The following is a 25,610-nucleotide window of genomic DNA, read 5'->3' on the forward strand; positions in this document are numbered from 1 at the left end:
TCGGCACGGGCCTGCAACGCGGTCAAAATCCGCTGCCAGACTCCGGCCCGTTGCCAGCGGCGGAACAACCCGTACACGGTCTGCCAGGGACCGTAGTCAGGCGGGACGTCACGCCACAGGGCACCGACGCGCACCCGCCATCGGATGCCGTCGATCAACTGCCTTTTGCTCCACTTCGGCGGGCGCCCCGGCTTGGCACCGACGGGCAGCAGCGGTTGCAGCACCGCCCATTGCGCGTCGGTCAGGTCGGCTCGCCCCGCTGCCGCTACGCTGGCCACGAGGTCTCCGGTACTGCGGGTTTGCTTGGTCGCTAACCCACTTACCGGAGACCTCGCCACGTTCCGGCACCGACACGCCGCCGATCACCTCACCTTTGAAACACGACCTAGCGGCGGTGCGCGGCACGCCGTCTGCCCCTGCTTGAACGACGGCACCGCGGCCACGCCGGATGCGTGACCGCGGTGCTATTCGAGCGCTACGAGCTCAACGCGGCTGGTAGGTCAGGCAGTTGGCCATGTGGTCGCCTTCGCCCTGCCCGACCCGCACGCTCTGCGCGGTGCACTCCAGCGACGCGTTGTGCACGCAGTCGGTCCGGGTGCAGGCGCCCACCTGGGCCATCACCTTGTCCAGGCCGCCCTTGGTGCTCAGCGGGATGAACGTGCCGCAGTCGGCAGCCCCGTTGTCACCGCGCACGGTGATCGCGAAGGCGTGGCAGCCGTCGTGGTTGTAGGAGCAGCCGCTCACGGTGCACTCGTGGACGGCGGGCATCGCCGGGTTCTCGAGGGTGGTCATGTCCGCTCCTGTGATCCGTGGTGGGAATGTGGTCCGGTGATTCGGACGATGCCACCGCTCACCACGGCCCGCAATTCGAACGGCAATTAGGATAGCCTTCCCTCTCGGGATTCGGCAATGACCCGGAACCGGGCGTTGAGCTGCGGATACATGCTGCGGCCGCATTCATCTCACCATTCTGGTCGCGATCCAAACACCCCCGTCCGTGGACTATCTCCACGCAGTCCGCACATGCGAGCGGACCGGTCGGTCACGGACGTCGGGCTCGTGGTCCTCGCGATCCCGTGGCACCGGTTCGGCGAGCTCGACCCGGCGCCGTTCGCGGGCAAGGTCGTCGTGGACGCGATGAACCACTGACCACCCGCCGGCCGCGCACTCGGCGTCGCCGGCGACGACCCGGCCGCTGTCGCGCTGGTGGCGGAGTTCCTGGCGGGCATCGGGTTCGACCCGGCGCCGGTGGGCGCTCTCGCAGCAGGACGACTGCTCGAACCCGGCAGCCCGGTGTTCGGCGGCGCAGTCGACTGGGTCACTCTGGAAGGGGAACTCCAACACGCAAACCCGGGACTGATCCCGTGTTCATCTGAACACAGGAAGTCATGATCGCGGGAGCAGCGAGCCTTTTCCAACCTGTTTTGGCAGGTCAGGGCGCTGTCGCGAAAGCGCTGCGCGTCGTCGGCGCGCGGAAACGCTCTCACGCTGCCACCACAGAGTTGGTTGCAGTTACAGGCGAATGACAACGTTGTCAGATCACCCCAATTACCGCCAACCGGCCTATGTTCGCCAGTGAGAGCGCGACCATCAAGATCGTGAACGCGGTAACAGCGGGCCACCTGACAACACGGGATTCGTCACGTGTTCCGGTCCACCGCAGCCGACACGCGACCTGGGCTGGGCACGACCACACTTGCACATGCCCGGTGGTTCCGGAACGTCCACCGGCGGGTTCGACGGCGTCGTTGTCGCCGAGGAGCAGACCACCTTCGTGCCGGCCGGCACGAGCGCACGGGAACTTTCAGCGTAAAAGACCACCCAGGGCAAGGGCGACAGCGAGTACGCGAAGAGGCTCACCGGTCCGAACGGCGAGGCCCCAGGAGAGATCATCTGCGTTCAGGTCGTTCTGGCCGCGTGGCCGAAGGCTCCCGAACGGGAGGTAGCACGACGCCAGGAGAAGCGCCGGCTCAACGTGCGGGCCTACAACGTTGATTCGCTCGACACCCCTCGATGCGGCCATCGTCCTGGCGAACCGGGAATCCTCCTCGGCGCTTCTGCTGAAGGAGGTGGGTTCCGGGCCAGGATCACGTGACCCACCTGCTCGGCAACCGCGATTTCGGCCATGAACAGGCATACCGGCTCGGCACGCTTGCCCGACGCAGTTTGCCCGCTCTGCGGCGGCGTCTCGCGGTGTGTCCCGACACCTTCGTGCCGAAGTGGGGCTCGGAACCCGCAGCCGTCCGTGCGCAGGCAGCTTCTCCTCGGGGGCTGGGACGAACAAGCTGGTCAACCCCGGACTCGTTCCCGTGCGGTGGCCGCGGACAAGGCCCACTCCTCCAAAGCCGACCGAGCCTGCCTGCGGCGGCGGCGCATCACCGCGGTCGCATCGAAGACACATGTGATGGCGGTTCTTGCAGGTCTGCCGGAAGTCATGCCGCACAACCGGACCACCGCCCACGCAAAGCGCTCGACTGGGACACCCCAGCCGAGCGCCCGACCACGCTCCTGGCCGAAACCAGGTGACCACCTTTCTCGCGATGACCCCTGATATTTGTGCGGGTGCCGCGGCTACTTCCTCAGCACCTGTCGATACGGCGTGTTGAGGGACGGCCTCGTTGTGGGATCAATCGCCGAGCCCGTTCGATATCCAGTTCGTGATGACGCCGGTCAAGCAGGCTCCGGCAGCAGCGGCGGTCACAGCTCCAGGGCCGGCGGGCCACGCGTAGATGGCAGCACCCACGGCGCCGGCGAGACACGCCCTTGAGGTATCGGCGTACAGGCCAGTGGGGTCGACGCGGTTGACGGGGTTGCCGCCGACGTAGGCGTACCGGCTGGCGATGTCGGGCTCGAGGATCAGGCTGATGGGGTCGAGAGCAGTCCAGTTGCCGGTGGCCGAGTCGTGCCAGCGGACGCCGTGTTTGAGCCAACCGGTGTTCTCGTCAAGCAGACCTCGGGTGTGACGAATGGGGTTGGACGAGGCTGCGGTTCCGGTGGCGCTGAGCTGTTTTCCGGCGGGGTCGTAGGTGTAGGTGGCGGACACGGCTCCGGCGTTGGTGATCAGGTTGACCGGGCTGCCCTGGTTGTCGAGCGCGTAGTAGTGGACTCCGGCAGGGGTGTGCAAGGCGATGGGGGAACCGGTGGGGTCGGTGTCGATGTAGCTGGTTTGACCGTCTTTGGTGATCGACTGCAGCATCGGGACACCGTTGGTGTCGTTGCGTCCGTAGACGTAGCTCGTTGTGCTCCCCCCGGTGGTGGAGGAGACGAGCTCGTTCTGGTCGCCACCGCCCCATGTGTAGGTGCTCGAAGATGATCCTTGAGTACGGGCGGTCGTTTGGCCTGCCGCGTTGTAGGTGAAGTTGCCCCGGGCCGGGTCGGCGGTGCGGTTCCCGGCGGCGTCATGGCTGTAGCCGGTGTTCGAGATCTGGTTGCCCGTGTTGTAGGTCAGGGTCTGCGCGGTGGTGCCGTCGACCTTCGCAGTGAGCCTGTTGCCGGCCTTGTCGTAGGTGTAGGCGTAGTCGTGACCGCCGAGGTTCGAGACCGCGGTGAGCCGGTTGGAGGTGTCATAGCTGTAGAGAGACAGCGCGGAGTTCAAGTTGTCGGTCGACCACTTGATCAGACCTGTGTCGGTGCCGGCCGATGCCGACGGGCACGCTTGCCCGGCGACGTGGGGCGAGTAGCAGAACCCCGTGTCGAACGTCTTGGTCGCGTCGTTGGACGCGCGTGAGGTCCAGGTCCGTGAGATCCGACCGGCCTTGTCGAAGACGGTTTTCGTGTGGGCTGCGAAGGTGGTTCGGGAGACGTTGGCGTTGAACCAGGTGTCGGTGCGCTTGCCGTTGTCGTCATAGGCGAAAGCGGTCTTCTGCCCGTTCGGCAGGGTCATCTCGGTGACTTGGTTGGCCGCGTCGTACACGTAGCCGGTGGTACCGCGGGCGTCGGTCTTCGACGTCAGGTTGCCTGCCTTGTCGTAGCCGTAGGACAGTGTGCCGCCGCCGGAGGTCGCGGTGCGCGAGGTGACCCGGTTCTGAGCGTCGTAGGTGAACGTCGTCGTGCCCGAGGCGTCGGTCCGGGTGAGCACGTTCCCGGCATCGTCGTAGGTGAAGGCCACGTCGGGCGTGGTGTCGGAGTACTGGATGGTCTTGACCCGGTCGGCGCGGTCGTAGGCGTAGATCGTGCGCAGTCCGCGACCGTCGCGGACTGCGTGCAGCCGTCCGAACCCGTCGTAGGAGATCACCGTCGGTTCCAGGCTCGAGCCGGCCGGCGGGGTGATGTCGGTGACCTGGTGATCAGTGTTGGCGGTGTAGTCGGTGAGGTTGTCGCGCGGGTCGGTGGAGGTGTTGAGGGTGCCGTCGGCGTTGTAGTCGACCTTCGAAGTCGCGCTCGCGGTGGCGTTGGTCGAACTGAGCGGGTTGCCGGCGCCGTCGTAGGTGAGCAGCTTGTTGTTGCCCTGTTCATCGGTACCGCCGGACGGCAGGTACCTCGCCGCTCCGGTGTTGGCGTAGGTGGCGGTGGACTTCGCCCCGGTCGGCGACGTGATGCTGGTCAGCGACTCACCGGCGTTCACGGCCGGGTCGTGCCCGAAGACGGTGACGCCTCCGGTGCCGCTGGTCGAGGTCGCGACGTCGTGGAACGGGGTGTAGGTCTTGGCCCGTCCCCGGCCGAGCGGGTCGGTCACGGACGTCACGAGTTCCTGGGCGTTGAGGAAGTAGTCGGTCTGCGGGCCGTTGGCGGGAGTGGCCTCGGTGTTGTTCGGGCTCGCGACCAGCGTCTCCCCGGCGGAGTAGTAGGTGAATCGGGTTGCCGCGCCGCCGGCCGGGTTCTCCTGGGTCACTTTCTTGACCCGGTGCGAGGTGTCGTACTGGATGGCCGTCTGCTTGCCGGCGCCGTTGGTGATCGTGGTCAGATCGCCGGTGGTCGCGTCGTAGCCGAAGCGGGTGTCCCGCGAGGTCGGGTCGGTGATCTTGGTCAGCTTGCCGGAGGTGTAGGTGTAGACGACGCTGCGGGGAGTGCCTTCGTCGCCGGTCTGGGCGATGGTGGTGAGGTTGCCCGACCAGGTGAGGTTCGCCGTCCGGGCACCGGTACCGCCGCGGGTCGACACGATCTGGGTCAGCTTGCCGGAGGTGTAGGTGAACGTGGAGGTCTGGGCGTTGCGGTCCCTGATCGACACCAGCCGTCCGGTCGAGTCGAACGCCGACACCGAGTTGCTGTCGTGGTCGGTGATCGTCCAGCCCGAGGCGGTCTTCACCATCGCGACCTTGAAACCGGCAGGTGCCGTGTACGCCGTCGCACCGGAGGGCTGGAACAGACCCTCGCGGCCTTCGGGCGCGAGGTAGAGCACGGAGTTGTCGGAGTTCAGGACCACCTTGGTGTCCTGGCCGACCCTCATCGCCCATCCTGCGCCGGCCGATCCGGACGGCAGCGCGGCGCCCGTGCCCAGACGCAGGCTGTTGTAGGTCAGACCCAGCTGAAGATCGCCCTGGATGCCGGGCAGCGCCAGGTCGGAGGTCGTGACCAGCAGATTGCCGGTACCGACGTCGACCGACGCGGACACCTTGTCGGAGATCGAGAATGGAATCCGGGTCGCCGATGGGCGAGGACCGGTCATGCCTGCAGTCAGTACTGCGGCGGCCTCTGCCGGAGTCGGCGCAACCGCGACGACACTGCCGGAAAGCAGCATCAGCGCAACCACTGCGGCGTTCACCGAACGACGGCACAGCATACTTCGGTTTAACAAATCATCCCCTTGGGCTGTGAATGGACTTCCTGTGTTTTCGCGCGATGTTCGTGACCGCACGGCCACGCCACACGATGCCGACGCACCTGCACCCGGACAACACGCCACCATCCCGACATGGCGCGACATGCCCTGACCAGGCTCTACCTCCGAGCATGGGATGACTGCCATACTGGCCCGTGACACCTGAGCTTGGGGAGGGCGGTAGGTGTGCCGGAAGGGAACGAAGAACTCGCGTGCCACCTTGCGAAGCTCAAGCAGCGGAGCGGACTGAGCTATTCCGAGTTGGGCAGAAAAGCACACGTCAGCAGTTCCACCCTGCACAGGTATTGCTCTGGAAAAACAGTCCCGCCCGACTACCAGACCGTAGTCGGAATTGCCACGGCCTGTTCAGCCGATGACGTGGAACTGGTCGAACTGCTCGCGCAGTGGAGGGCGGCGACAGGCCGACCGGTGATGCCGCACACCGCGGATCGAGCACCGGAACCTCGTGCACTTCCTCGGTCTCTGCCGCGCACGCGCGCCCTGTCCCGGGTGTGCGTCGTGCTCATGCTCGCGCTCGTCCTGGTGTCGCTGGCAGCCAGCGGCACGGACGTCGGACCCGTTGCCGCGCAGCGGCAGATCACCGGTCCGTCCTGGCAGCGCGAGCAGCCGCTGGCTCCGTCGCTGTTCGGCGTGACGGCATCCTCGTCGAGCGGGGTGATGCCGTCGTTCCGGGTCGGCAGTCTGCGGTTCTGGGACAGTGGTACGCGGTGGGCGAGGCTGCAGCCGCGGCGCGACACCTATGACTGGACCGTCCTCGACCGCCTCGTCGTCGGCGCGCGGAAGGCAGATCTGCCGGCCACGCTGGTGTTCGGCGGCACACCGGAGTGGGCCGCGCCCGCCGGGCCGAAGGCACCGTACGGAGACGGTTCGCGTAGCGCGCCGCCCGACGACCTGACCGTGTGGGAACAGTTCGTCAGCGCAGTGGCAACCCGTTACCACGGCCGGATCGACGCCTATGAGGTCTGGGTCCACGCCAACGACCAGCGCTACTTCTCCGGTACGACGGCCACTCTGGTCGAGATGACCAAGCTTGCCGGGCGCGCCATCAAGGCCGCCGACCCGCAAGCGGTCGTGGTGTGCCCCTCGATCGATCGGCTGTGGACGTACGAGGGCCGCTCCGTACTGCGCGAATTCACCGAGCTGCGCGGCTACGACCACTGCGATGTCGCAGGACTCAAACTGCATCAGCAACGCGCGGCTGACCCGCCGGAAACCATGATCGACCTCCTGCAACAGATCGACGGTGCCCTGCACGACGCGGGCGTGCACCCACGCCTGTGGAACACCGGTGTCACCTATGAATACGTGCGCGACGAACGGCTGGACGAGCAGCGTGCGATCGACTACGCCACACGCTTCTACCTGGTCGCGATCCACGGCTCCCGCTTCAACCTCGAACGAACCTACTTCTACAACTGGGGCGGTGGCGGCCTGCCCATCACGCTGCAGACCGTCGGCAGCCCACCCACGAGCGCCGCACTCGCGGTGGAGGAGCTGCAACGGTGGCTGACCCGCACCAGGACCCGGGGATGCGGTCAAGGGCTCGCCGTCGGCCTGCCTGCCACCGTGTGGCAATGCGAGTTCACCGCGGACGACGGTCAGCTGCTCACGATCCGCTGGACCCACGAGCACACCGCGACGACAGCCCTCCCACCAGACGCCACAGAGGTGCGCACCCTCGACGGCACCAGCCGGCCAGTGCACGCAGGCGACAGCCTCACGGTCACCGGGACACCGGTACTCATCGTGCAGCTGCCAAGGGACTAGAAAGGCGAGTCCGCCCGGACAAGATCGTTGAGGGATCGGACGTCCCGAGAGGGCGGGGAGGAAGGCTCAAACGGTACGCCCGCGCGATCTGCCCAGCGGTATGACGTCCGTCAGCAAGTCTCGAATGGTTGCCACTGCACGGCAGCGCTACGTCCTCACCGAGCTGATTCCCGCACTTCATGCATCACGACGACCAACTTCGATCTGTCGCCGCTGACTTGCTCCACGCGACGCGCAGGTGGTCGCGCACGCCGCGCAGACCGCCTCCGCCGCACCGCGGCTCGACGTGGTCCAGCCGCGCCTAACGCACGCGGGGACTCACGAAACTGGTGATCGTGCGCACCGCCACGGTCGCCCACGACAGCGCCAGGGCCGCGTAGAGCACGACGGCCACGACGACGAACATCGGCGAGTGGACCTTCGCGGCCAGCGCGCTCGTGCCGGTCACCAGCGTGCCGAGGGGGAAGACGAAGCTCCACCACGTCAACGCGAACGACATCCCGGCCCGTGCCGCGCGCACGGTCGCCGCGGTCGCGATGGCCACCCACAGCAGGGCGAAGCCCCACGTGGTCGCGCCGTACAGCACGGCGAACGCGGTCTGGCCGGGCAGCACCGCGACGCCGGCGAGCAGGTTCGCGGCGGTGATCGACTGGCCGAGCGGGCCGAGCACGATCCACAGCGTCGGCACCGCACCGCCGGGGCCGTGCTGCACCAGCCGGTGCCAGATCTGCGGCACCAGGCAGACCGTCGCGAAGAGGCTCACGCCGAACAACGCGTAGCAGAGCAGGACCATCGTCTGCTGGAACTGGCCGGGCGGCAGGTGCGCGGCCAGCAGCGCGCCGGACGCCGCGGACACCATCGGCGGCACGACCGGCATCAGCCAGCCGGCGAACGGCAGCTCACCGCTGCCGAACATCCGCAGCGGCACCACGACCGACGTCACCAGGCCCAGCACGGTGCCGAGCGTCCACAGCGTCCAGTCGATCGCGAGCGCCGCGGTCAGGCCGACGAGGTCGGCGCCCAGCAGCAGCGCGCCGGTGCCGACCGTCATCAACCCCATCGCGGGCGCGCCCCAGAAGTGCGCCATCACCGGGTCGCGCAGCTGCGCGCGCACGGTCGCCCACGTCCAGCTGCGGACTGCGGCAACCGTGAGGAACACCAGCAGTGCCGCGTCCAGCAGCCACACGAACGTCGCCGCGGTGCGCAGACCGGGGACGTGCAGCGGGAGCGAGGCAGCCGCAGTGGCGACGATGCCGGTGCCCATCACGGACGCGAACAGGTTGGGGCCGAAGGGCGCCGCTCGTCGCACCTCATGGGGCACGGTGTGTGGGTGAGGTGCGAGAGCGGTCACGACACCAAGGTGCCCTGCGCGCGCCCACCTCGGTAGGCACCGATCTCCGATGACGACATAGGCTGCCCCTATGCCTTTGCCGGGACGCGTCACCGACCTCGTCAGCTACGAGCTGCTGCTGAGCGTCGCGGAGCTCGGCAGCATCGGCCGTGCCGCGAAGGCCCACGGCATGTCCCAGCCGTCGGCGAGCGAACGCCTCCGGGTGCTGGAGGCCCGCGTCGGCGTGGCGCTGCTCGAACGCACCTCGCGCGGCGCGACGCTCACCACGGCGGGGCAGCTCGTCGCCGGTTGGGCGGCACCGGTGCTCGCGAAGGCGGCGGACCTCGACGCCGGTCTGACGAGCCTGCGCGCCGACCGGCAGAGCCACCTGAAGGTCGCCGCGAGCCTGACCGTGGCCGAGTACCTGCTGCCGGCGTGGCTGATCGCGTTGCGCACGGTCAGCCCGGACACCGCGACCGTCCTGACGGCGGGCAACTCCGCGCACGTCGCCGACCAGGTGCTCGCCGACCGCGCCGACCTGGGTTTCATCGAGAGCACCGACGTGCCCGCCGGTCTCGACAGCCGCGTCGTCGGCCACGACGAGCTGGTGCTGGTCGTCGCGCCCGGCCACCCGTGGGCCCGCCGCCGCAGGATCACCGCCGCCACGCTGGCCGCCACGCCGCTGGTGTCGCGCGAACAGGGCTCAGGCACCCGGCAGGCGCTGCGGTCGGCGCTGCGCGGGATCGACCTGGAGATCACCGCGGACCCGTTGCTGGAGATGTCCTCGACCACCGCGATCAAGGCGGCGGCCACCGGCGGCATCGGCCCGGCCGTGCTCAGCGCCCACGCGGTCGCCACCGACCTGGCGACCCGCGCGCTGGTCCGCGTCGAGGTGACCGACCTCAACCTCGACCGCGCGCTGCGCGCCGTGTGGACCAGGGGCAGGGCACCCCGCGGCCCCGCCTCCGACCTGTTGACCATCGCGATGCGTACGCTTCCACCCCGTGGCGACCGGCGGTAGCAAACAGGTGCGCGCGGCACGCAAACGCCGCAAGCGGATGGCGCGCGTCGCCCACGACCTCTCCGACGCGCAGTGGGACGCGCTGAAGTCCTCGTGGGGCGGCTGCGCCTACTGCGGTTCCGCGGCCGGCTCGTTGCAGAAGGACTGCGTGCAGGCGTTGTCGCGCGGTGGCCGGTACACGCTGGGCAACGTCGTGCCCGCGTGCGGGTCGTGCAACGCCAGCAAGTGCAATGCCGAGGTCACCGGGTGGTTGCGGCGCAAGAAGCTGGACGAGAAGGCGTTCCTGTTGCGGCACCACGAGATCTCGTCGGTGCTCACGACGCGGTTCGAGCAGCCCTAGGCGGCGTTGCGGATGGCGGAGTAGCTCCTGAAGAGTGCGTCCCACGCGTCACGGCACCGCTGGTCCAACCGGGGATCGGCGGTCTGACCGCCCGCGGCGAACCACGGTTCGCACGACTGGATCTCCCCGAGCTGCTTGCGCACGTCCGCGACGGCGGTGCGGGTCGTGGGCGAGAGCCGGTCGCCCTTCTTCTCCACCTCGTCGATCACCTCGGACACGTCCGGCATGACCTTCGCGCAGTTGTCGGCGGGGTCGACGGGCTCGCCGCGCAGGCGGGTGACGCAGGAGGTGAGGAGGGTGCCGATGGCGTCGAGGCGGGCGTGCTGGTCGGCCAGCGGCGAGACGGTCTGCTCGGGGGCGGACGTCGGCGCGATCGCGGGAACCGACGTCTCGGAGCCGCAGGCGCTCAGCAGCAGCGCGAGTGCGACGAGGTGACGCTTGTGCATGGTTGACGAGCTACCACATCTTCTGGCGAATGGGTCTTGGCGGCGGGCTGCCGCCGCTATCCTGCCGCGTGCGCGGGCTGCTGTCAGCGGGAACACGCCAGAGGAGGGGCCATCACCAGGGTGAACGTGCTGGGGCCGCTGGAGGTGTGGCGGGACGGCAGCCGGATGGGCCTGGGCGGGGTGAAGCAGCGGGCGTTGCTCGCTCATCTCGCGTTGAACGCGAACAGCGCCGTGTCCCTCGACCAGATCGTCGAGGTCCTCTGGCCGAAGAGCAAGCCGCGGTCCGTGGTCGCGAACGTTCGCACGTACGTGTGGCAGTTGCGGCAGGTCCTCGGCGAATGCCTGCGCACGAACGGCACGGGTTACGTGCTGGCGTTGACGCCCGACGAGCTCGACGCGCTGCGGTTCGAGCACCTGGTCACCGAGGCGCGCACCAGCGGCGACGCACTCGACCTGCTGCGGACCGCGGAGGGGTTGTGGCGCGGCCGGCCGGTCGAGGACCTGCCGGAGAACGACGCGTGGCAGCCCGTGATCACCCGGTTGGAGGAAGCGCGGCTGACGGCGACCGAGCAGCGACTGGCGTTGCAGGTGGCACGGGGACAGGGCGACGAGGTCATCGCGGAGATGCGCGCCCTCCTCGAAGTGCACCCCTATCGCGAGAGCATCTGCTATCAGCTGATGATCGCGTTGAAGCGCACGAACCAGCGCGTCGAGGCGTTGAAGGTCTACACGGACATGCGCGCACGGCTCGCGAACGATCTGGGACTCGAACCCGGCCCTGTGCTGAAAGAGGCACATCTCGCCGTGCTGCGCGGCGAAGAAGAAGACAACGCACCGCCGATCCGGCAGCTACCGCCGTCGGTCGCCGACTTCTGCGGACGCGCCACGGAGATCGCCGAGCTCGCCGAAGCGTTGCGCGACAGCGGCAAGGTGGCGGTCGCGGGCGTGACCGGCGCTCCGGGCGTGGGCAAGTCGACGCTCGCGGTCAGGGTGGCGCACGAGGTCGCCGCGCACTTCCCGGACGGGCAGCTCTACGTCGACCTCGGCGGCACGGCCGAACGACCGCGCGACCCGGCCGACGTGCTCACCGAACTGCTGCACGCGCTCGGGATCACCGGTGCGGGGCTGCCGTCGCGGGAGGCGGGGCGGGCGGCGTTGTTCCGCTCGAAGCTCGCGGGGCGGCGGGTGCTGGTGGTGCTCGACGACGCGGCGTCGGTGCGGCAGGTGCAGCCGTTGCTGCCGGGTGCGGCGGGGTGCGGGGTGCTCTTCACGAGCAGGCGGCGGCTGTCGGAGCTGCCCGGTGCGCGGCAGGTGGAGCTGCTGCCGTTCGCACCGGCGGAGGCAGCGGAGCTGCTGACCGGGATCGCCGGACGCGATCGGGTGGAAGCCGAGCCGGACGAGGCGGCGGCGATCACGGCGGCCTGCGGGCACCTGCCGCTCGCGATCAGGGTCGCGGGCGCGCGGCTGGCCGGTCGGGGCGGGTGGCCGTTGCGGGTGCTGCGGGCGCGGCTGGTGGACGAGTCGACGCGGCTGCGCGAGCTGTCCTCCGGTGAGCTGGCGGTGCGGGCGAGCTTCGACCTGAGCGTGCGGCAGCTGCCTGCCGACGAGGCGGCCGCGTTCGTGCGGCTGGCGCTGCTGGGGCCGCACGACTTCCCCGGCTGGGTCGTGGACGCGCTGCTGGACCGGCCGGACAGTGAGCACCTGCTCGACGGGCTGGTCGACGCGCACCTGCTGGAGGCGTGCGGGACCGACCGCCTCGGGCAGCCCCGCTACCGGTTGCACGACCTGCTGCGGTGCCACGCCCTGGAGCTGGCCGACGCGCTCCCGGACCGGGCGGAGACGCTCGACCGCACGCTGCGCACGTGGTTGTGGCTCGCCGTCACGGCGGCACGTCGGCTGCCGGTCACGTTCGGCACGACCATCGCCCCGGTCGCCGCGGTGCGGGCGCCCGAGCACCTGCTGGCCGAACCGGTCGGGTGGTTCGAGGCGGAACGGCGCACGCTGTGCGGCGCGGTCGAGCTGGCCGCGGCGGCCGGGCTCGACGACGTGGCGTGGCAGCTGGCGGCGGCGTGCGTGCCGTACTTCGACCTGCACAGCCATTACGACGACTGGGCGCGCACCCACCGGCGGGCGCTGGCGGTCACGAGGTCCGCCGAGGGCAGGGCGGCGTTGCTGCGGGGCATCGCGCAGGTGCACATCTACCGCGACGAGTTCGACGACGCCGAACGCGGCATGCTCGCGGCGCGGGACCTCTACCGCGTGGCCGGCGACCCGCGCGGCCAGGGCATCTCGATCGCGGGCGTGGGCACGGTCTGGCGGCTGCGCGGCGAGCACGAGCGGGCGATGGCCTGCTACACCGAGGCGCTGGAGCTGCTGGAGACGGCCGGTGACCTGCACTCCGTCGCCCACCTGCGGGCGTCGGTCGGCGGGGTGCACGGTTCGCTGGGCGACCAGGAGTCGGCGCGCGTGTGGCTGATGAGCGGCCGCAGGCTCGCGGCGGACCTCGGTGACGCGCACCGGGAGGCGTTGGTGCTGGTCCGGCTCTCCGCCCTGCACCGCTCCCTGGGCGAGCACGACGCCGAGCTCGTCTCCGCGCGCAGGGCCGTGTCGATCCTGCAGGACCTCACCGACGAGCGGTGCACGGCGTTCGCGCAGGTGGAGCTGGCCGAGGCGCTGCTGTCGAACGGCTGCCCGGAGGCCGCGCACGACCTGGTGCAGCAGGCGCTGGAGACCTACCGCCGCACCGGCAACCGGGAGGGCGAACCCGCCGCGCTGCGCACGCTGGCGCGCGCGGCGGGTGCACTCGGTCAGTTGCTGTTGCCGGGCTTCCAGCCGAGGTAGTTGCTGAAGTAGCCGACCGAGCCGGCGTGGCCGATCTTGCCGCCGACGCTGGTCGACCAGAAGCCGCCGTTGCCGTCGGCGATGCCCACGTGGCCGTACTGGCTGATGTTCCAGAAGACGAACGCGCCCTTGGGCGGCGTGCCCGTGGTGCGGCGGGTGCCGTCGGAGGACCGCCAGTGGTCGATCGCCGAGGCGTGGTGCGTGGCGCGGTCCCACGCGAGCCGCACGGCGCGTTCGCAGTAGCCCTCGTAGGCGGTGCTGCCGCGGCGGCTGGACATCCAGTTGACGGCACCGGCCGCCGTCTGCTGGATCGTGAAGTCGCCCTCGGCCGCCGGCACGGACGCGGTGTCCTCGAGCCACGGCGCCGCGACCTCGACCGCGCTGGTGCCGGTGTACTGCTCGGTGGCGTTGGCGGGGGCGGCGGTGCTGATCAGAGCCGCGCCCAGTACGCCGACGACCGCGGCCGTCACTGTGGTGAAACGCATCGGAGAATCCCCTCTTCGCATGACCTGCTGTGTCGCGGTCAGGAGCCTTGCCGCATCCCATCCACGGCCGATACACCGCGGATACACCCGGGGTGCCGGTACCGGAGGGTCAGGCGTGGACGCAGGACTGCTCATCAGCCGGTGCTTCCTGTTGCTGTGACTGACTTTTCACTGCTCCTCCTCCTGGACGGGCGCGGCGGATCTGGGCGTGGAAGCGCGATCACCCCGGCGGCGGTGAGCACGACGGCCGCGCCGAGCAGCAGGGCCGGCTGGTAGCCGCGGCTGAGCAGCGGGGACGCCAGCAGCGGGCCCGCGACCTGACCAGCGGAGTAGCCGGCCGTCAGCAGGGCGGCGGAGTTCGGGTGCAGGCCGGCGCCGAGGTTCAGCGCGGTGAGGGCGATGCCGAGGAACGTGGCGCCGAACAGGACGAAGGCCAGGACCACGACGACCGGGTCCGTGCTCAGCGCGGGCAGTGCGATGCCGGCGGCCTGCACCACGAGGGCGCCGGTCAACGCGCGCCGCTGGTCGAGGCGGGCGAGCAGGAACGGTGACGCGGCGGCGGCCAGGCCGGTCAGGACCCACGCGCCGCTGCCCAGCGGACCGGCGGCGGCGACCAGGAACGTCCCGGCGATGATGTAGCCGACGCCTTCGAGCGCGTACCCCGCGAACAGCCAGGGGAACGAGCCGCCGCGCGCGGTCGCGGTACGAGGGCGCGGAACCGGGCGCAGCTGCCAGGCCAGGGCGGTGAACAGCGCGGACAGGCCCGCGACCAGCCACCACGAGACCTGCCAGCGGCTGTCGGCGAGCACGACCACCCCGGACAGTGCGATGCCGGCGCCGACACCGCTCATCCCCCAGCCGGGCCGGGTGCTGACGGCGAGCACGAAGACCAGCGCGCTGGCTGCTCCCGCGATGAACCGCAGCGCGGACCACGCCACGACGCCGTGGGTCAGCGGCATGCCCGCCAGCGACAGCGTGAGCACCACCAGCGCCGCCCGGTGCACCGCCCGCGTGTGCAGCCGCGCGGCCGTCGCGGCCACCGCCCCCGCGAAGTAGCCGAGGTAGTTGGCCGTGGCCAGACCGGCGCCCGCCGACGCGGTGAGCCCGGCCTGGGCGGTCATCAGCGGCAGGATCGGCGTGTAGGCGAACCGGCCGAGGCCCATGCCCGCCGCGAGGGCAACGGCGGCGCGGGCACTCACCGTCGGACCACCCGACGCCACAAAGGGTCCACTTCGGACTGCACGACGAGTTCGACTTCCATGCTCCCATCGTGCGTTCGCACACCCGTGATCTCCACGACCGTCCATCTCTCTGGTGGAAGGCGCAGCCTCCTACGATGAGACCGTGGAGCTGCGTCAACTCAGGTACTTCGTGACCGTCGCCGAGGAGCTGCACTTCGGCCGGGCGGCCGCGCGGCTGCTGATCGCGGGGCCGTCGTTGTCGCAACAGGTCAAGGCGCTGGAACGGTCGCTGGGCGTGGCGCTGTTCGACCGGGACCGCCGCACGGTGGCGCTGACGGCGGCCGGGGCGGCGTTGCTGCCAGAGGTGCGGGCGCTGCTCGACCGGGCCGACGAGCTGCGCAAGCAGGCGCAGCAGCTGTCCGGGTCGTCGCCGGTGCGGATCGGCTACGTGAACTGGGTGCCGCCGGACCTGTCGCTGCGCACCGCCGGGGTTGCACCGCTCTACGTCGACGCCTGGGTGGTGCCGTCGCACGCGCAGGCCGCGCGGGTCGCCGACGGCAGCCTCGACCTCGCGGTGTGCTGGGTGCGGGCGGCCGACCTCGACCGGCTCGGGCTCACCGCCGACCTGCTCGGCGCCGACCGGCTCTACGCGGTCTCCCCCGGCACCGACACGAGCCCGGTGCGCGCGCGGGACCTGGCGGTGCTGGTCGACGACGACGTGACCTCGTGGCGGTCGTGGAACGAGTACGCCGAGGAGCTCGCGGAGTTCTCCGGCGCGAGGGTCGTGCGGATCGACAACGGCGCGATCACCGGGCCCGCGTTCTTCGACCACGTGCGGCGCTGCGTCACACCGGTGCTGAACTCGCCCAAGGGCCAGACCACGCCGCTGCCGCCGGACCTGGTGGCGCGCCCGGTCGTCGAGCCGGAGGTGCTGTGGACGTGGTCGCTGGTGCGGCGGGCCGACGAGGTGCGGCCGACCGTGCTGGCCGCGGCCGAGGCGATCACGCGGGGCGTGGGCGACCTGGGGCTGCACCGGCCCGGCGTGTGGCTGCCCGCCGACGACCCGTGGCGCGCGGCTCGACCGGTTCCGAGCGGGTCGCCGCCGGAACACGCGTAACGGTCACCCTGGTGAGGATCGCGCCGGGGGTGGAACGGGCATGGGCGCTGTCGTGACGGGCACCCCCGTACCGTGAAGGACGTGAGCACCACTCTCGGCACCCAGTTCGCCACCGCCGTCCCGGAGATGGCCGTCGCCTGGGAGGCGGCGGAGGTCGGGGACCCGACCCTGCTGGCCCTCAACGAGCCGCTGGCCGGCGAGCTCGGCCTCGACCCCGCCTGGCTGCGCACCGGCGACGGCCTGCGGTTCCTCACCGGCAACGCGGCGGAGGGCGTCGCCCAGGCCTACGCGGGCCACCAGTTCGGCGGCTACTCCCCCAGGCTGGGTGACGGCCGTGCGCTGCTGCTCGGCGAGATCGAGGTCGACGGGCAGCTGCGGGACCTGCACCTCAAGGGCTCTGGCCGGACGCCGTTCGCCCGCGGTGGTGACGGGCTGGCGGCGGTCGGGCCGATGCTGCGCGAGTTCGTCGTCAGCGAGGCGATGCACGCGCTGGGCGTGCCGACCACCCGGTCGCTCGCGGTCGTGGGCACGGGCGCCACCGTGCACCGCGAGACGCCGTTGCCGGGTGCGGTGCTGGCACGGGTGGCGGCGAGCCACCTGCGGGTCGGGAGCTTCCAGTACGCGCGCAACACCGGTGACCTGGACCTGCTGCGGCGGCTGGCGGACCACGCGATCGCACGCCACTACCCCGGCCGTTCCTACCTGGAGTTCTTCCGCGAGGTCGTCGGCAGGCAGGCGAGGCTCATCGCCCAGTGGATGCACCTCGGGTTCATCCACGGCGTGATGAACACCGACAACATGACGATCTCGGGCGAGACGATCGACTACGGGCCGTGCGCGTTCATGGAGGCGTACGACCCGGCGACGGTGTACAGCTCGATCGACCACCGCGGCCGGTACGCGTACGGCAACCAGCCGGGCATCGGGCAGTGGAACCTCGCACGGCTCGCGGAGGCGTTGCTGCCGCTCTTCGACGAGGACGAGGACGCGGCGGTCAAGAAGGCCGTCGGTGTGCTGGAGGAGTTCGAGGGCCGGTACCTGACGGCGTGGCAGGAGGGCATGCGGGCCAAGCTGGGCGGTGCCGGCGACGACCAGCTGATCGGGGACCTGCTCAAGCTGCTGCACGAGAACCACGTGGACCACACGTCGTTCTTCCACCACCTGACCAGGGGCAACCCGCGCGACCTCGTCCTGGACCTGGCCGGCGTCGACGCGTGGCTCGCGCGGTGGCGTGCGGAGGGCCCGGACACGGCGGCGATGGCGGCGGTCAACCCGGTCTACGTGCCGCGCAACCACCTGGTCGAGGAGGCGCTCGCGGCGGCGACCGGGGGTGACCTGGGGCCGTTCGAGCGGCTGCTGGACGCGGTGCGCCGGCCCTACGACGAGCGCGAGGGGCTGGAGCGGTACGCGGAACCGGCCCCGCGCGACTTCAGCGAGAGCTACCAGACATTCTGTGGCACATGAACCTGTTCCCGATCGGGCACGTCGAGTCACCGCTCACCGACCGCGCTTCCGCACCCCGCCAGGGTGACGAGGGCGCACCGGAGGCGTGGGTCGTCGTCGTGCCCCAGTACGCGCGGGCGATGGCGGAACTGCAGGCAGGCCAGGAGGTCCTGCTGCTGACCTGGCTGGACCGGGCAGACCGCGCGGTGCTCGCCGTGCACCCGCGCGGTGACGAGGACCGGCCGGAGACCGGCGTGTTCAGCACCCGGTCGCCGGACCGGCCGAACCCGATCGGCCTGCACCGGGTGCTGGTCACCGGCGTCGAGGGCCAGAAGTTCCGGGTGAGCGGCCTGGAGGCACTCGACGGCACACCGGTGGTCGACGTGAAGCCGGTCCTGGCCGACGAACGCTGACCACCTCCTCCCCTCCTTGCTGCCCGGGCATCTGCAAGAGTTGGTAGTACTTGCAGATGCCGGCAGGGGGTCAGGGGTCGCGGGGGCAGCCCTCGTCTGGTTCCAGGCCTGCGGCCAGCCCGCCGCGGAACGGCAGTTCGCCGCACAGCAGCAGCGGTGTCGAGGTCGTGTCGGTGTTGGCGCGCAGCACGAGCACGGCCTTGTCCACCGGCAGGCGGGTCGCGGCACCGAACCCGATCTTGCCGGTGGCGCCCTGGATCGCGTTGTCCGGCCGGATGCTGCCGATGCCCGCGAGCAGTCCCTCCCGCACCCGCGCGCCCGGATCCGTGCGGCGCACCTGCCGGATGCCCTCCGCCAGCACCTGCATGGCGTCGTAGGAGGCGGCGGACCGGCCGTCGCCGAGCTGCTGGCACGTCTGGCGGAACACGTCGAGGTAGTTCTTGTAGAACGGCACCATCGCGCAGTCCGACCACGCCGCGGGGCTCGCGAACGACAGGTAGTCCAGCCGCACGTTGGGGAACTGCGCCATCGTGCCCTCGAGGATGAACCGGGTCGACGAGTCGCTCGCGAGCACCGGCGGTGTGCTGCCCTGGCACCTGCTGTTCATGCCGCGCAGGAACTCCGCGAGGAACTGGGCCCGGCCCGCGTAGAACACCGCGTAGCCCGGTTTCCCGGCGGACGGGCAGGCGCCCTGGCCGAGGCTCGCTGGTGCGAGGCCTTCGTCGTCGTTGGCGACCCGGTAGGACTTGTACTGGTCGACCGCGATACCGAGCAGCGCGAACGCGGTCTTCGCGTCGTCGGCGAGGTTCTGGCTGTAGCGGTCGGTGGGATCGCCGGAGTAGAAGATCGCCACGTTCGACACGCCCAGCCGCCACTTGGCGTAGAACGCCGCCACGGCCGCCTCGCGCAGGTTGTTGGGTCCGATCTGGTAGTAGTACTCGTTGATCGTCGCCATGTCGTCGGCCGAGGTCAGCGAACCGATCACCGGCAACGCGCTGCTGCCCAGCCGCTTCACCACCGACTTGGCCGTGTCGGTGCTGATCGACAACCCGGTCACCGCGACCACGCTGCGGTCGCGCGCCGCCAGCTCGATGATCTTGTCCGCCGCCAGGTCGCCCGACGCCAGACCGCGGCCACCCGGTCCCTCGCCGCCGTTGGCCAGCAGCATCCGGATGGGCACGTCACTGGTCTTCTGCGCCACCCACACGCCGCGGAGCTCCTCGACGAGGGCCGTGTAGCTGTTGGCGGTGCTCGGGGTCAGCACGCTCAGGAACACGATCGTGATGGCGTCCGGCCGGGTGGCGGCCTTGTCGTTCTCGGCCATGATCCGGCCGTAGACGTCCTGCAGCGAGGGCCGCACCTCCTCCGGCACGGACGGCGGCATGAAGTGGCGCAACGGGTCAGCGGACACGCCGATGCACTCCTCGCCGACCCGCTCCAGCGGCGCGCGCACCGACGGGGACCACCACGGCTCGCACCGGGCGTGGTTGACGAACGGCACGGCGGCCACGAGAGCGGCGAGCACCACCATCGCCAGCGGTGCGGCCACGGCACGGCGGAGCCGCATGGGCCCCATGTCCGACAACGCGCCGCTGACGCCCGGTGCCGGTTCGGAGGCGTCGGTCTGCAGCTCCAGCAGCCAGTTGTCCGACCGGGCCAGCTGCACGAGCCACCTGCGGTAGCCCGCCGACGCGTCGGCCGCGTGCCTCGCCGGTGCCTGCGCGGACTCGCCCGCCGCGATCACCAGCAGCGGATCGGGCCGGCTCAGCGAGTTCGCCCGCCAGGACTGTCCCTTGTGGACCGTGACGGTGTTGCGGGCGCGGCCGATCGAGTCGAGCAGCCACCGGCCGGTGCTGTCGCCACCGGCGGGACCGGCGTTCTCCACCAGCAGCCACGGGTAGCCGGTGCGCCGCCGTCCCGTCCCCCACAGCGACCACCGCCGGTGCGAGCGCCGCAGGTCCTCCAGGAACGCGCGCACCAGCAGGTCGCCGACCTCGTCCGCGTGCCGCTCTGCGAGGTGCTCCTTCACGAACGCGCGGGCCAGCCGGTAGAGCCCGCCCCGCGACCGGCCGCCGACCGGCTGCTCCCCCACCCACGTCGCCGGGCGCCACAGCAGCGCCGTCAGCGCCAGCCCGAGCCGCGGCGCCAGGGTGATGACGAGCCGGATCCACCACGGGAAGTCCTGGGCCAGGTCCTGCGACCCGTCGGGCCCGATGTTCATCCGCATCCGGCCGCGGACGTGGGCGCGGAACGCGCGGGCGATGTGCCGTTCCTCGTCCTCGGCGTCGCCGTCCTCGGGCAGGGTCAGCGCCAGCAGCCACCCGACGAGCGCGTAGTGCGGGAACCGCAGCCGCGCCGCGCCGGGCACCTTGCCGGCGAGCTGGCCGATCGCGTCGTCGAGGACCGCCCGCCGCGACTCGGGCGTGACCGGGTCGGCGCCGTCGACCCGTGCGCACGCGATCCGCTTGCCGCGCGCGGTCTCCGGCCTGCTCGCGAGCGGTTCGAGCGGACCGGCCGCGCCGGGAGGCCTGCGCAGGAACACGATCGGCAGCGGCACGTCCCGCGCGGGCCAGCGCGGGCGCCGCGAGAGCCGGTCCAGCAACGCGACGAGCTCGACCGCACCCAGGAAGTGCAGTCCGTCGGCCTGGTCCTCCCCGACGAACCAGTCCTTGGCCGTCACCATCGGCGCCCTCCCGTTCCGCTGGTCCCAAACGGGACCGGCACCCAGCGGATTGTCGGGTCAAGGGAGGTGCTCATTAGCCGGAACGACGGAATTCGTGCCGACCACGAATCCACGCGATGAGCTCAGGGGTGTGAAAACACGGGAGTTGTGGGTATACGGCGGTCATGATCGAGCCCTCTGCGCGCCAGCCTGCCGCGAGCCAGCCCGTTCCGCCGCAGCCGGAGCCGCCGCAGCCCGGCCCCGACCAGCCGCGTCCGGCGGGCCCGGACCCTGACCCCATCCCGCCGACGCCGGAGCCGCTGCCGCAGTCCACTGTGGCCGGTCGTGAGGCGGCGGGTCGGGTGCTCTGCCGCGGGGTTGTGGTCCCGCTGCGCCGGCCGAGTCGCCGCCGTGCGGTCGCGGGCGCCGGGGCGCACCCTTCGCGCAGGTCGGCCTAGCCGTTCACCTGCTCCGCACCGGTGAGCTCGGCAGCACGGGCACCGGTCCCGTGTACACCGGGAACACGACCGTGCCCTGCCTGCGCACGCTGAAGGCCATGCCCGGATAGCGGTCCTGCAGCTGTGCCGCGAGGTCCGCCGGTGGTTCCTCGGCCGTGCCCACCTCGACACCGGACCCGTCCGTCTTCGGGCCGGCGACGTTCACGTCCGCGCCCCGGCTCTTCCAGTGCTCGCGGTCGTCCATCACCCGCGTGACCGCTGCCTGCATCTCCGACTTGGTGTACCGGGCGTCCTGGAACAGGATGCGCGCATGCGGTGCGAGTCCCGCGATCTCGGCGTCGAGCGCCGGATCAGGCTTGCGGTGGACCACCAGCGTGTCGCCGCGGACCTCCAGACCCGCGTAGGTGGCGGTGTACCTCGACTCCAGCACCGGTTGGACGACGTCCGCGGCGGCCGACACCACCGGATCGTTCACCGCGGTGGTGGGCTGCGCCGAGCGGAGCTCACCCGAGCTGTTCTGGCCGCACGAGGCCACGGCCAAGGTCAACGCGATGAGCAGCAGTGCCTTCTTCACATTCCGACCCCCGTCTGGTTCCGCCGATGAAGACGGAAGCGGACGGGGGCCGGGTTGTCGTCCGGTCGGGTGAACTTCCCGGCCGGACGACGGCGATCAGGAGGCGGCCTTCTGCAGCTCCTTCTTCAGCTGCTCCTTGCTCATGCTGGAGGCGTTGGGAACACCCATGTTCTTCGCCTGCAGCAGCAGCTCCTCGCGGGTGGCCTGGCCGGGCATCTCACCGAGGTGGTCGGCGCGGCTGCGCGCGAACTTCTCCCCCAGCTCGTAGCGGCGCTCGGCGCTGAGGCGCTTGCGCATGCCGGGCAGCACGGTCTTCTCCTCCTCCTCCACGTGGTGGGTGATGGAGTCGATGACCTTCTGCAGCATCTGCTCGTACTGCGGGGAGTCCATCTCGGCGTCGAGCAGCTTCGCGAGGAGCTGCTCCGCCTCGGCGTGCTCCTCCTGGCTGTGCTCGACCTCGTCGGACTCGCCGGCTTCCTGCTGGGCCACGGGGTACACCTCGGCTTCCTCGGCCCGGCTGTGCGCGACGAGCAGTCCACACAGGACGGGCGTGAGCAGCGGTCGCTTCTCCGGGTGGTTCTTCAGCTCGTCGAACAGGCGCTCGACCTCGCGGTGGTCCTGCATGATCAGGTCGACGACGTCGTACTGCACGGTGGTTCTCCTCGTTGGTCAGTTCCTGGGAAAGCGGGTGTTGATCGGTGCGACGCCGCGGCGGCCGATGCGGCCGAGCGCCACCCCGAAGGCGGTGATCACGACGGTGGCCACGCAGAGGCCGATGACGATCGACCAGGTGAGGCCGGCGTGCAGCAGTCCGGCCGCTGCGCCCGCGATGGCGCCCGCGACGAGGCCGTTCACGAGGTTCACCAGACCGGCCACGCTCAGCGCGGTGCCGATGAGCCGCGGCCGCCGGGCGTTGCGCCAGGCGGTCTGGCCGGAGTCGACCTCGACGCCGACCGTGTCGTCGTGCACCTGCCGGACGAACACGTCCCTGGTGCAGGGTTCGATGTCGCCGTACATGTGCCGGATGCGGTTGATCCCCAGGCCGGCCTGGACGTCCTCGACGCCGAGCTCGACCGTGCGGAAGAGCGTGGCGAGGCCGATCAGGAACAGGCCCGTGAAGATCACCAGCATCAGCGTCAGCAGCACCGGCAGCGGCACGACCTGGGCCACGAACCCCAGCGCGATCATCGACGCGGAGATCGTGGTGAGCAGGTGGCCCGCCCGGCTGGACGCGTCGGCGATCGTCGCGCTGCGCACCATCTGCAGCGTGTAGTGCTCGGTGGTGAGGATCGTGAGCGTGGAGCCCTTGTCCTCGACAGTGGTGGTGGGTGGCACGTCAGCGTCCGAGGGCGTGGGCGAGCTCCTTCTTCGTCATGGACGAGCGGCCCTTGACCCCGCGCTGCCTGGCCTCGTTGTAGAGCTGGTCGCGCGTGGGGCCCTGGGCGCCGCTGTGGGACCGCTGCCCGCCGCGCTGCTGCGGCGACTTGTCCTTCGTGGACGATCGGCTGGCGGTCTTGGACTCACCGGCCTGGGCGCGGTTCTTGTTCACCGTGCGCGCGGCGATCTCCTTCGCCCGCGCGGGTGACTCACCACGGCTGCGGGCCGAGTCCTCGATGTGCTCGTACTGGCGTTCACGTTTGGCGTTCGATCCGCGTGGCATGATGACCTCCCGCTGGCCGAATACCCCCGGTCGTGCCGGTTCACACGCACACGAGCGGGTAGTCCGGTGCATGGCCATCTCTTCACGACTCGACACCACGCGTGTCTTCGCGACGGTGTTGCTGCCCACGCTGGCGAAAGGCGTCATCGTCCGCAGGCCGGGCGTGATGGCGCTCGCCGACAAGGTCCAGTCCGACTCCACCGCCATCGACACGATGCGGCACCTGCGGGACCGGTACGGGCCCGAACCGGTCCGCCTGCGCGTCACCGGCCGCAGCGTCGCCGTGCTGGTCGACCCGGCCGACGTGGGGCGGTTGCTGCGCGAGTCGCCGGAGCCGTTCGCGTTGGCCACCAGGGAGAAGAAAGCGGCGCTGCGGCACTTCCAGCCGCACGGCGTGCTCATCTCGGACGAACCGGAGCGCGACCGGCTGCGCGAGCTCAACGAACGCGCGCTGCGGCCGGAGAACGTGCCGGTCGAGGACGTCGTGCGCGACGAGGTGGACCTGCTGGTGCGGCACGTGATGAGCAACGGCGAGCTGACCTGGCAGGGGTTCAGCCAGGTGTGGTGGCGCATCGTGCGCAGGATCGTGCTCGGCAACGGCGCACGTGACGACGACCAGCTCACCGACGACCTGAAGGCGTTGCGGCAGAACGCGAACTGGGCGTTCCTGCACCCGCGGCAGGAGGGTCTGCGCGAACGCTTCCAGCACCGGCTCGACGAGCACCTCGCACGGCGCGAGCCCGGCAGCCTCGCCGCGTTCCCCGGCGACCTGTCCGGCCAGGTGCCGCACTGGCTCTTCGCGTTCGACGCGGCCGGGATCGTCACGATGCGGGCGCTGGCGGTGGGCGGCACCGGTGTGCGCGGTGTGCTGGAGTCGGCGCGGCTGTGGCCGACGACGCCTATCATCCTGCGGGAAAGCACGATCGCGACCCGCTGGCACGGCACGTGGCTGCCGGAGAACACCGAGTTCGTGGTGTTCACGCCGTTCTTCCACCGCGACCCGGACCGGTTGCCGTTCGCAGACCGGTACGCGCCGGAGCTGTGGGACGGGCCGCGCGACCCGGCGATCGTGCCGTTCAGCGGCGGTCCCGGCGAGTGCCCCGGCCGCGACCTGGTGCTGGTCACGGCCGGGGCGGTGCTCGACGCGCTCAGCGAACACCTGGCGTTCTCCGGTGTGCTGGGTGAGCCGCTGCCCAGGACGTTGAACCACTTCACCCTCCGCATGCCCGCGACCGCGGCGGGTACTCGCGTCCCATGACCACCGCACCCCTACCCCAGGACCGCGCCGGCGCGCCGCTGCGCGCCGTCGTGACCGGCGCCGACTCCGGCATCGGCAAGGCCGTCGCGGTCGCGCTGGCCGGTGGCGGCGTCGACGTGGGCATCACGTTCCACGACGACGCCCACGGCGCCGAACGCACCGCCGAGGAGGTCCGCGCGGCGGGCGGCCGGTGTGCCGTGCGCCGCCTCGACCTCACCGACCTGCCCGGTGCCGCCTCCGTCGTCGACGAGCTGGCCGAGGAGCTGGGCGGGCTCGACGTGCTGGTGAACTGCGCGGGCACCGGCAGCAGCGAGAAGGCGCTGGAGATGTCGTACGAGAAGTGGCGGGAGGTGCTCTCGGTCGACCTCGACGGCGCGTTCCTGTGCTGCCAGCGGGCCGCGCGGCACATGATCGCCGGTGGTCGCGGCGGCCGGATCGTGAACATCACGTCCGTCCACGAGCACCTCCCCCGCGTCGGTGCCGCACCGTACTGCGCCGCCAAGGCCGGACTCGGTGCGCTGACCCAGGTTCTGGCGCTGGAGCTGTCCGAACACGACATCACCGTGAACTCCGTTGCCCCCGGCGAGATCTCGACGCCGATGACCGGCCAGGAGGACGTGGACCCGCGCACGGAGCCGCGGCCAGGCGTCCCGCTCGGACGGCCCGGTCACGCCGCCGAGGTCGCCGCGGTCGTGGCGTTCCTGACGACCCCCGCCGCCGGGTACGTGACGGGCGCGTCGTTCGTCGTGGACGGCGGGATGTCGCTGATGGGACCGCAGGCGAGCCCGCTCCTCGGCGACGAGGGGTGGAGGCGGCCCTGACCCGCGTGCGCGCC

Annotated in this window: 22 protein-coding genes and 1 pseudogene; 11 read left to right on the forward strand and 12 right to left on the reverse strand. The window is 70.8% G+C overall.

Annotation, left to right across the window (positions count from 1 at the left end; genetic code table 11):
* The coding region (locus tag ACZ7CD_RS24770; RefSeq protein WP_470379756.1) for a transposase at nt 1-278 on the reverse strand (278 nt) is incomplete at its 3' end.
* Nucleotides 279-483: 205 nt separating this feature from the next.
* Nucleotides 484-792, reverse strand: a complete 309-nt coding sequence (locus ACZ7CD_RS24775; RefSeq protein ID WP_360384459.1) for a DUF1540 domain-containing protein — start codon at nt 790-792, stop codon at nt 484-486.
* Nucleotides 793-1,023: 231 nt separating this feature from the next.
* Between ACZ7CD_RS24775 and ACZ7CD_RS24780 the strand changes: the two genes are divergently transcribed.
* The gene (locus ACZ7CD_RS24780) at nt 1,024-1,149 is read left to right on the forward strand and encodes a hypothetical protein (RefSeq protein ID WP_470379757.1); all 126 of its coding nucleotides are present in this window, start codon (nt 1,024-1,026) and stop codon (nt 1,147-1,149) included.
* A gap of 1,477 nt (nt 1,150-2,626) precedes the next feature.
* On the opposite strand, the gene ACZ7CD_RS24785 is transcribed toward ACZ7CD_RS24780, so the two are convergent.
* The gene (locus ACZ7CD_RS24785; protein ID WP_470379758.1) at nt 2,627-5,800 is read right to left on the reverse strand and encodes an RHS repeat-associated core domain-containing protein; all 3,174 of its coding nucleotides are present in this window, start codon (nt 5,798-5,800) and stop codon (nt 2,627-2,629) included.
* A 144-nt stretch (nt 5,801-5,944) separates the two neighbouring features.
* Between ACZ7CD_RS24785 and ACZ7CD_RS24790 the strand changes: the two are divergent.
* Together ACZ7CD_RS24790 and ACZ7CD_RS24795 are read left to right on the forward strand one after the other, a co-directional pair.
* A pseudogene (locus ACZ7CD_RS24790) lies at nt 5,945-6,142 on the forward strand (helix-turn-helix domain-containing protein); the annotation flags it as partial.
* Between the two features lie 135 nt (nt 6,143-6,277).
* A complete protein-coding gene (locus ACZ7CD_RS24795) occupies nt 6,278-7,546 on the forward strand; it encodes a hypothetical protein (protein WP_470376402.1) in 1,269 nt (422 codons plus the stop codon).
* Between the two features lie 301 nt (nt 7,547-7,847).
* Here ACZ7CD_RS24795 and ACZ7CD_RS24800 read toward each other — a convergent pair whose 3' ends face one another.
* Complete coding sequence (locus ACZ7CD_RS24800; RefSeq protein WP_470379759.1) at nt 7,848-8,867, reverse strand: TDT family transporter; 1,020 nt, start codon at nt 8,865-8,867, stop codon at nt 7,848-7,850.
* 100 nt (nt 8,868-8,967) lie between these two features.
* Here ACZ7CD_RS24800 and ACZ7CD_RS24805 point away from each other — a divergent pair, with 100 nt between their 5' ends.
* On the forward strand, nt 8,968-9,897 hold the full coding sequence (locus ACZ7CD_RS24805) for a LysR family transcriptional regulator (protein ID WP_470376387.1): 930 nt from the start codon (nt 8,968-8,970) through the stop codon (nt 9,895-9,897).
* Complete coding sequence (locus tag ACZ7CD_RS24810; protein ID WP_360384469.1) at nt 9,881-10,237, forward strand: HNH endonuclease; 357 nt, start codon at nt 9,881-9,883, stop codon at nt 10,235-10,237. The genes ACZ7CD_RS24805 and ACZ7CD_RS24810 overlap by 17 nt, the downstream gene beginning before the upstream one ends.
* Here the strand turns inward: ACZ7CD_RS24810 and ACZ7CD_RS24815 are convergent.
* The gene (locus tag ACZ7CD_RS24815) at nt 10,234-10,683 is read right to left on the reverse strand and encodes a hypothetical protein (RefSeq protein WP_470379760.1); all 450 of its coding nucleotides are present in this window, start codon (nt 10,681-10,683) and stop codon (nt 10,234-10,236) included. The genes ACZ7CD_RS24810 and ACZ7CD_RS24815 overlap by 4 nt on opposite strands.
* Nucleotides 10,684-10,803: 120 nt before the next feature.
* On the opposite strand from ACZ7CD_RS24815, the gene ACZ7CD_RS24820 reads away from it, so the two are divergent.
* On the forward strand, nt 10,804-13,524 hold the full coding sequence (locus tag ACZ7CD_RS24820) for an AfsR/SARP family transcriptional regulator (RefSeq protein WP_470379761.1): 2,721 nt from the start codon (nt 10,804-10,806) through the stop codon (nt 13,522-13,524).
* Here ACZ7CD_RS24820 and ACZ7CD_RS24825 read toward each other — a convergent pair.
* Complete coding sequence (locus tag ACZ7CD_RS24825) at nt 13,491-14,009, reverse strand: hypothetical protein (RefSeq protein WP_360384475.1); 519 nt, start codon at nt 14,007-14,009, stop codon at nt 13,491-13,493. The genes ACZ7CD_RS24820 and ACZ7CD_RS24825 overlap by 34 nt on opposite strands.
* A 134-nt stretch (nt 14,010-14,143) precedes the next feature.
* The gene (locus ACZ7CD_RS24830; protein ID WP_470379762.1) at nt 14,144-15,208 is read right to left on the reverse strand and encodes a YbfB/YjiJ family MFS transporter; all 1,065 of its coding nucleotides are present in this window, start codon (nt 15,206-15,208) and stop codon (nt 14,144-14,146) included.
* Nucleotides 15,209-15,353: 145 nt separating this feature from the next.
* On the opposite strand from ACZ7CD_RS24830, the gene ACZ7CD_RS24835 reads away from it, so the two are divergent.
* The 3 genes from ACZ7CD_RS24835 (at nt 15,354) to tsaA (ending at nt 18,163) form a co-directional block, all read left to right on the forward strand.
* Nucleotides 15,354-16,307 (forward strand): LysR family transcriptional regulator, encoded by a 954-nt coding sequence (locus ACZ7CD_RS24835; RefSeq protein ID WP_470379763.1) that lies wholly within the window; start codon nt 15,354-15,356, stop codon nt 16,305-16,307.
* A gap of 81 nt (nt 16,308-16,388) precedes the next feature.
* A complete protein-coding gene (locus ACZ7CD_RS24840; RefSeq protein ID WP_470368973.1) occupies nt 16,389-17,771 on the forward strand; it encodes a protein adenylyltransferase SelO in 1,383 nt (460 codons plus the stop codon).
* Nucleotides 17,768-18,163: a tRNA (N6-threonylcarbamoyladenosine(37)-N6)-methyltransferase TrmO gene (gene tsaA / locus ACZ7CD_RS24845; protein ID WP_458432666.1), complete on the forward strand. Its 396-nt coding sequence runs from the start codon at nt 17,768-17,770 to the stop codon at nt 18,161-18,163. Before ACZ7CD_RS24840 ends, tsaA begins: the two co-directional genes overlap by 4 nt.
* Nucleotides 18,164-18,233: 70 nt before the next feature.
* On the opposite strand, the gene ACZ7CD_RS24850 is transcribed toward tsaA, so the two are convergent.
* The 5 genes from ACZ7CD_RS24850 to ACZ7CD_RS24870 form a co-directional block, all read right to left on the reverse strand.
* Entirely contained in the window at nt 18,234-20,846 is a 2,613-nt protein-coding gene (locus ACZ7CD_RS24850) for an ABC transporter substrate-binding protein (protein WP_470368972.1), read from the reverse strand.
* A gap of 441 nt (nt 20,847-21,287) precedes the next feature.
* Entirely contained in the window at nt 21,288-21,857 is a 570-nt protein-coding gene (locus ACZ7CD_RS24855) for a hypothetical protein (protein WP_470379764.1), read from the reverse strand.
* 96 nt (nt 21,858-21,953) lie between these two features.
* On the reverse strand, nt 21,954-22,508 hold the full coding sequence (locus ACZ7CD_RS24860) for a hemerythrin domain-containing protein (RefSeq protein WP_360384491.1): 555 nt from the start codon (nt 22,506-22,508) through the stop codon (nt 21,954-21,956).
* 18 nt (nt 22,509-22,526) lie between these two features.
* Entirely contained in the window at nt 22,527-23,192 is a 666-nt protein-coding gene (locus ACZ7CD_RS24865) for a hypothetical protein (RefSeq protein ID WP_360384493.1), read from the reverse strand.
* 1 nt (nt 23,193) lies between these two features.
* A complete protein-coding gene (locus ACZ7CD_RS24870; protein WP_470375362.1) occupies nt 23,194-23,517 on the reverse strand; it encodes a plasmid stabilization protein in 324 nt (107 codons plus the stop codon).
* 70 nt (nt 23,518-23,587) lie between these two features.
* On the opposite strand from ACZ7CD_RS24870, the gene ACZ7CD_RS24875 reads away from it, so the two are divergent.
* Entirely contained in the window at nt 23,588-24,775 is a 1,188-nt protein-coding gene (locus ACZ7CD_RS24875; RefSeq protein WP_458432669.1) for a cytochrome P450, read from the forward strand.
* A complete protein-coding gene (locus ACZ7CD_RS24880) occupies nt 24,772-25,596 on the forward strand; it encodes an SDR family oxidoreductase (RefSeq protein WP_470379765.1) in 825 nt (274 codons plus the stop codon). The genes ACZ7CD_RS24875 and ACZ7CD_RS24880 overlap by 4 nt, the downstream gene beginning before the upstream one ends.
* Nucleotides 25,597-25,610 lie beyond the last annotated feature (14 nt).

Source organism: Lentzea sp. NPDC036949 (genome assembly GCF_055608075.1).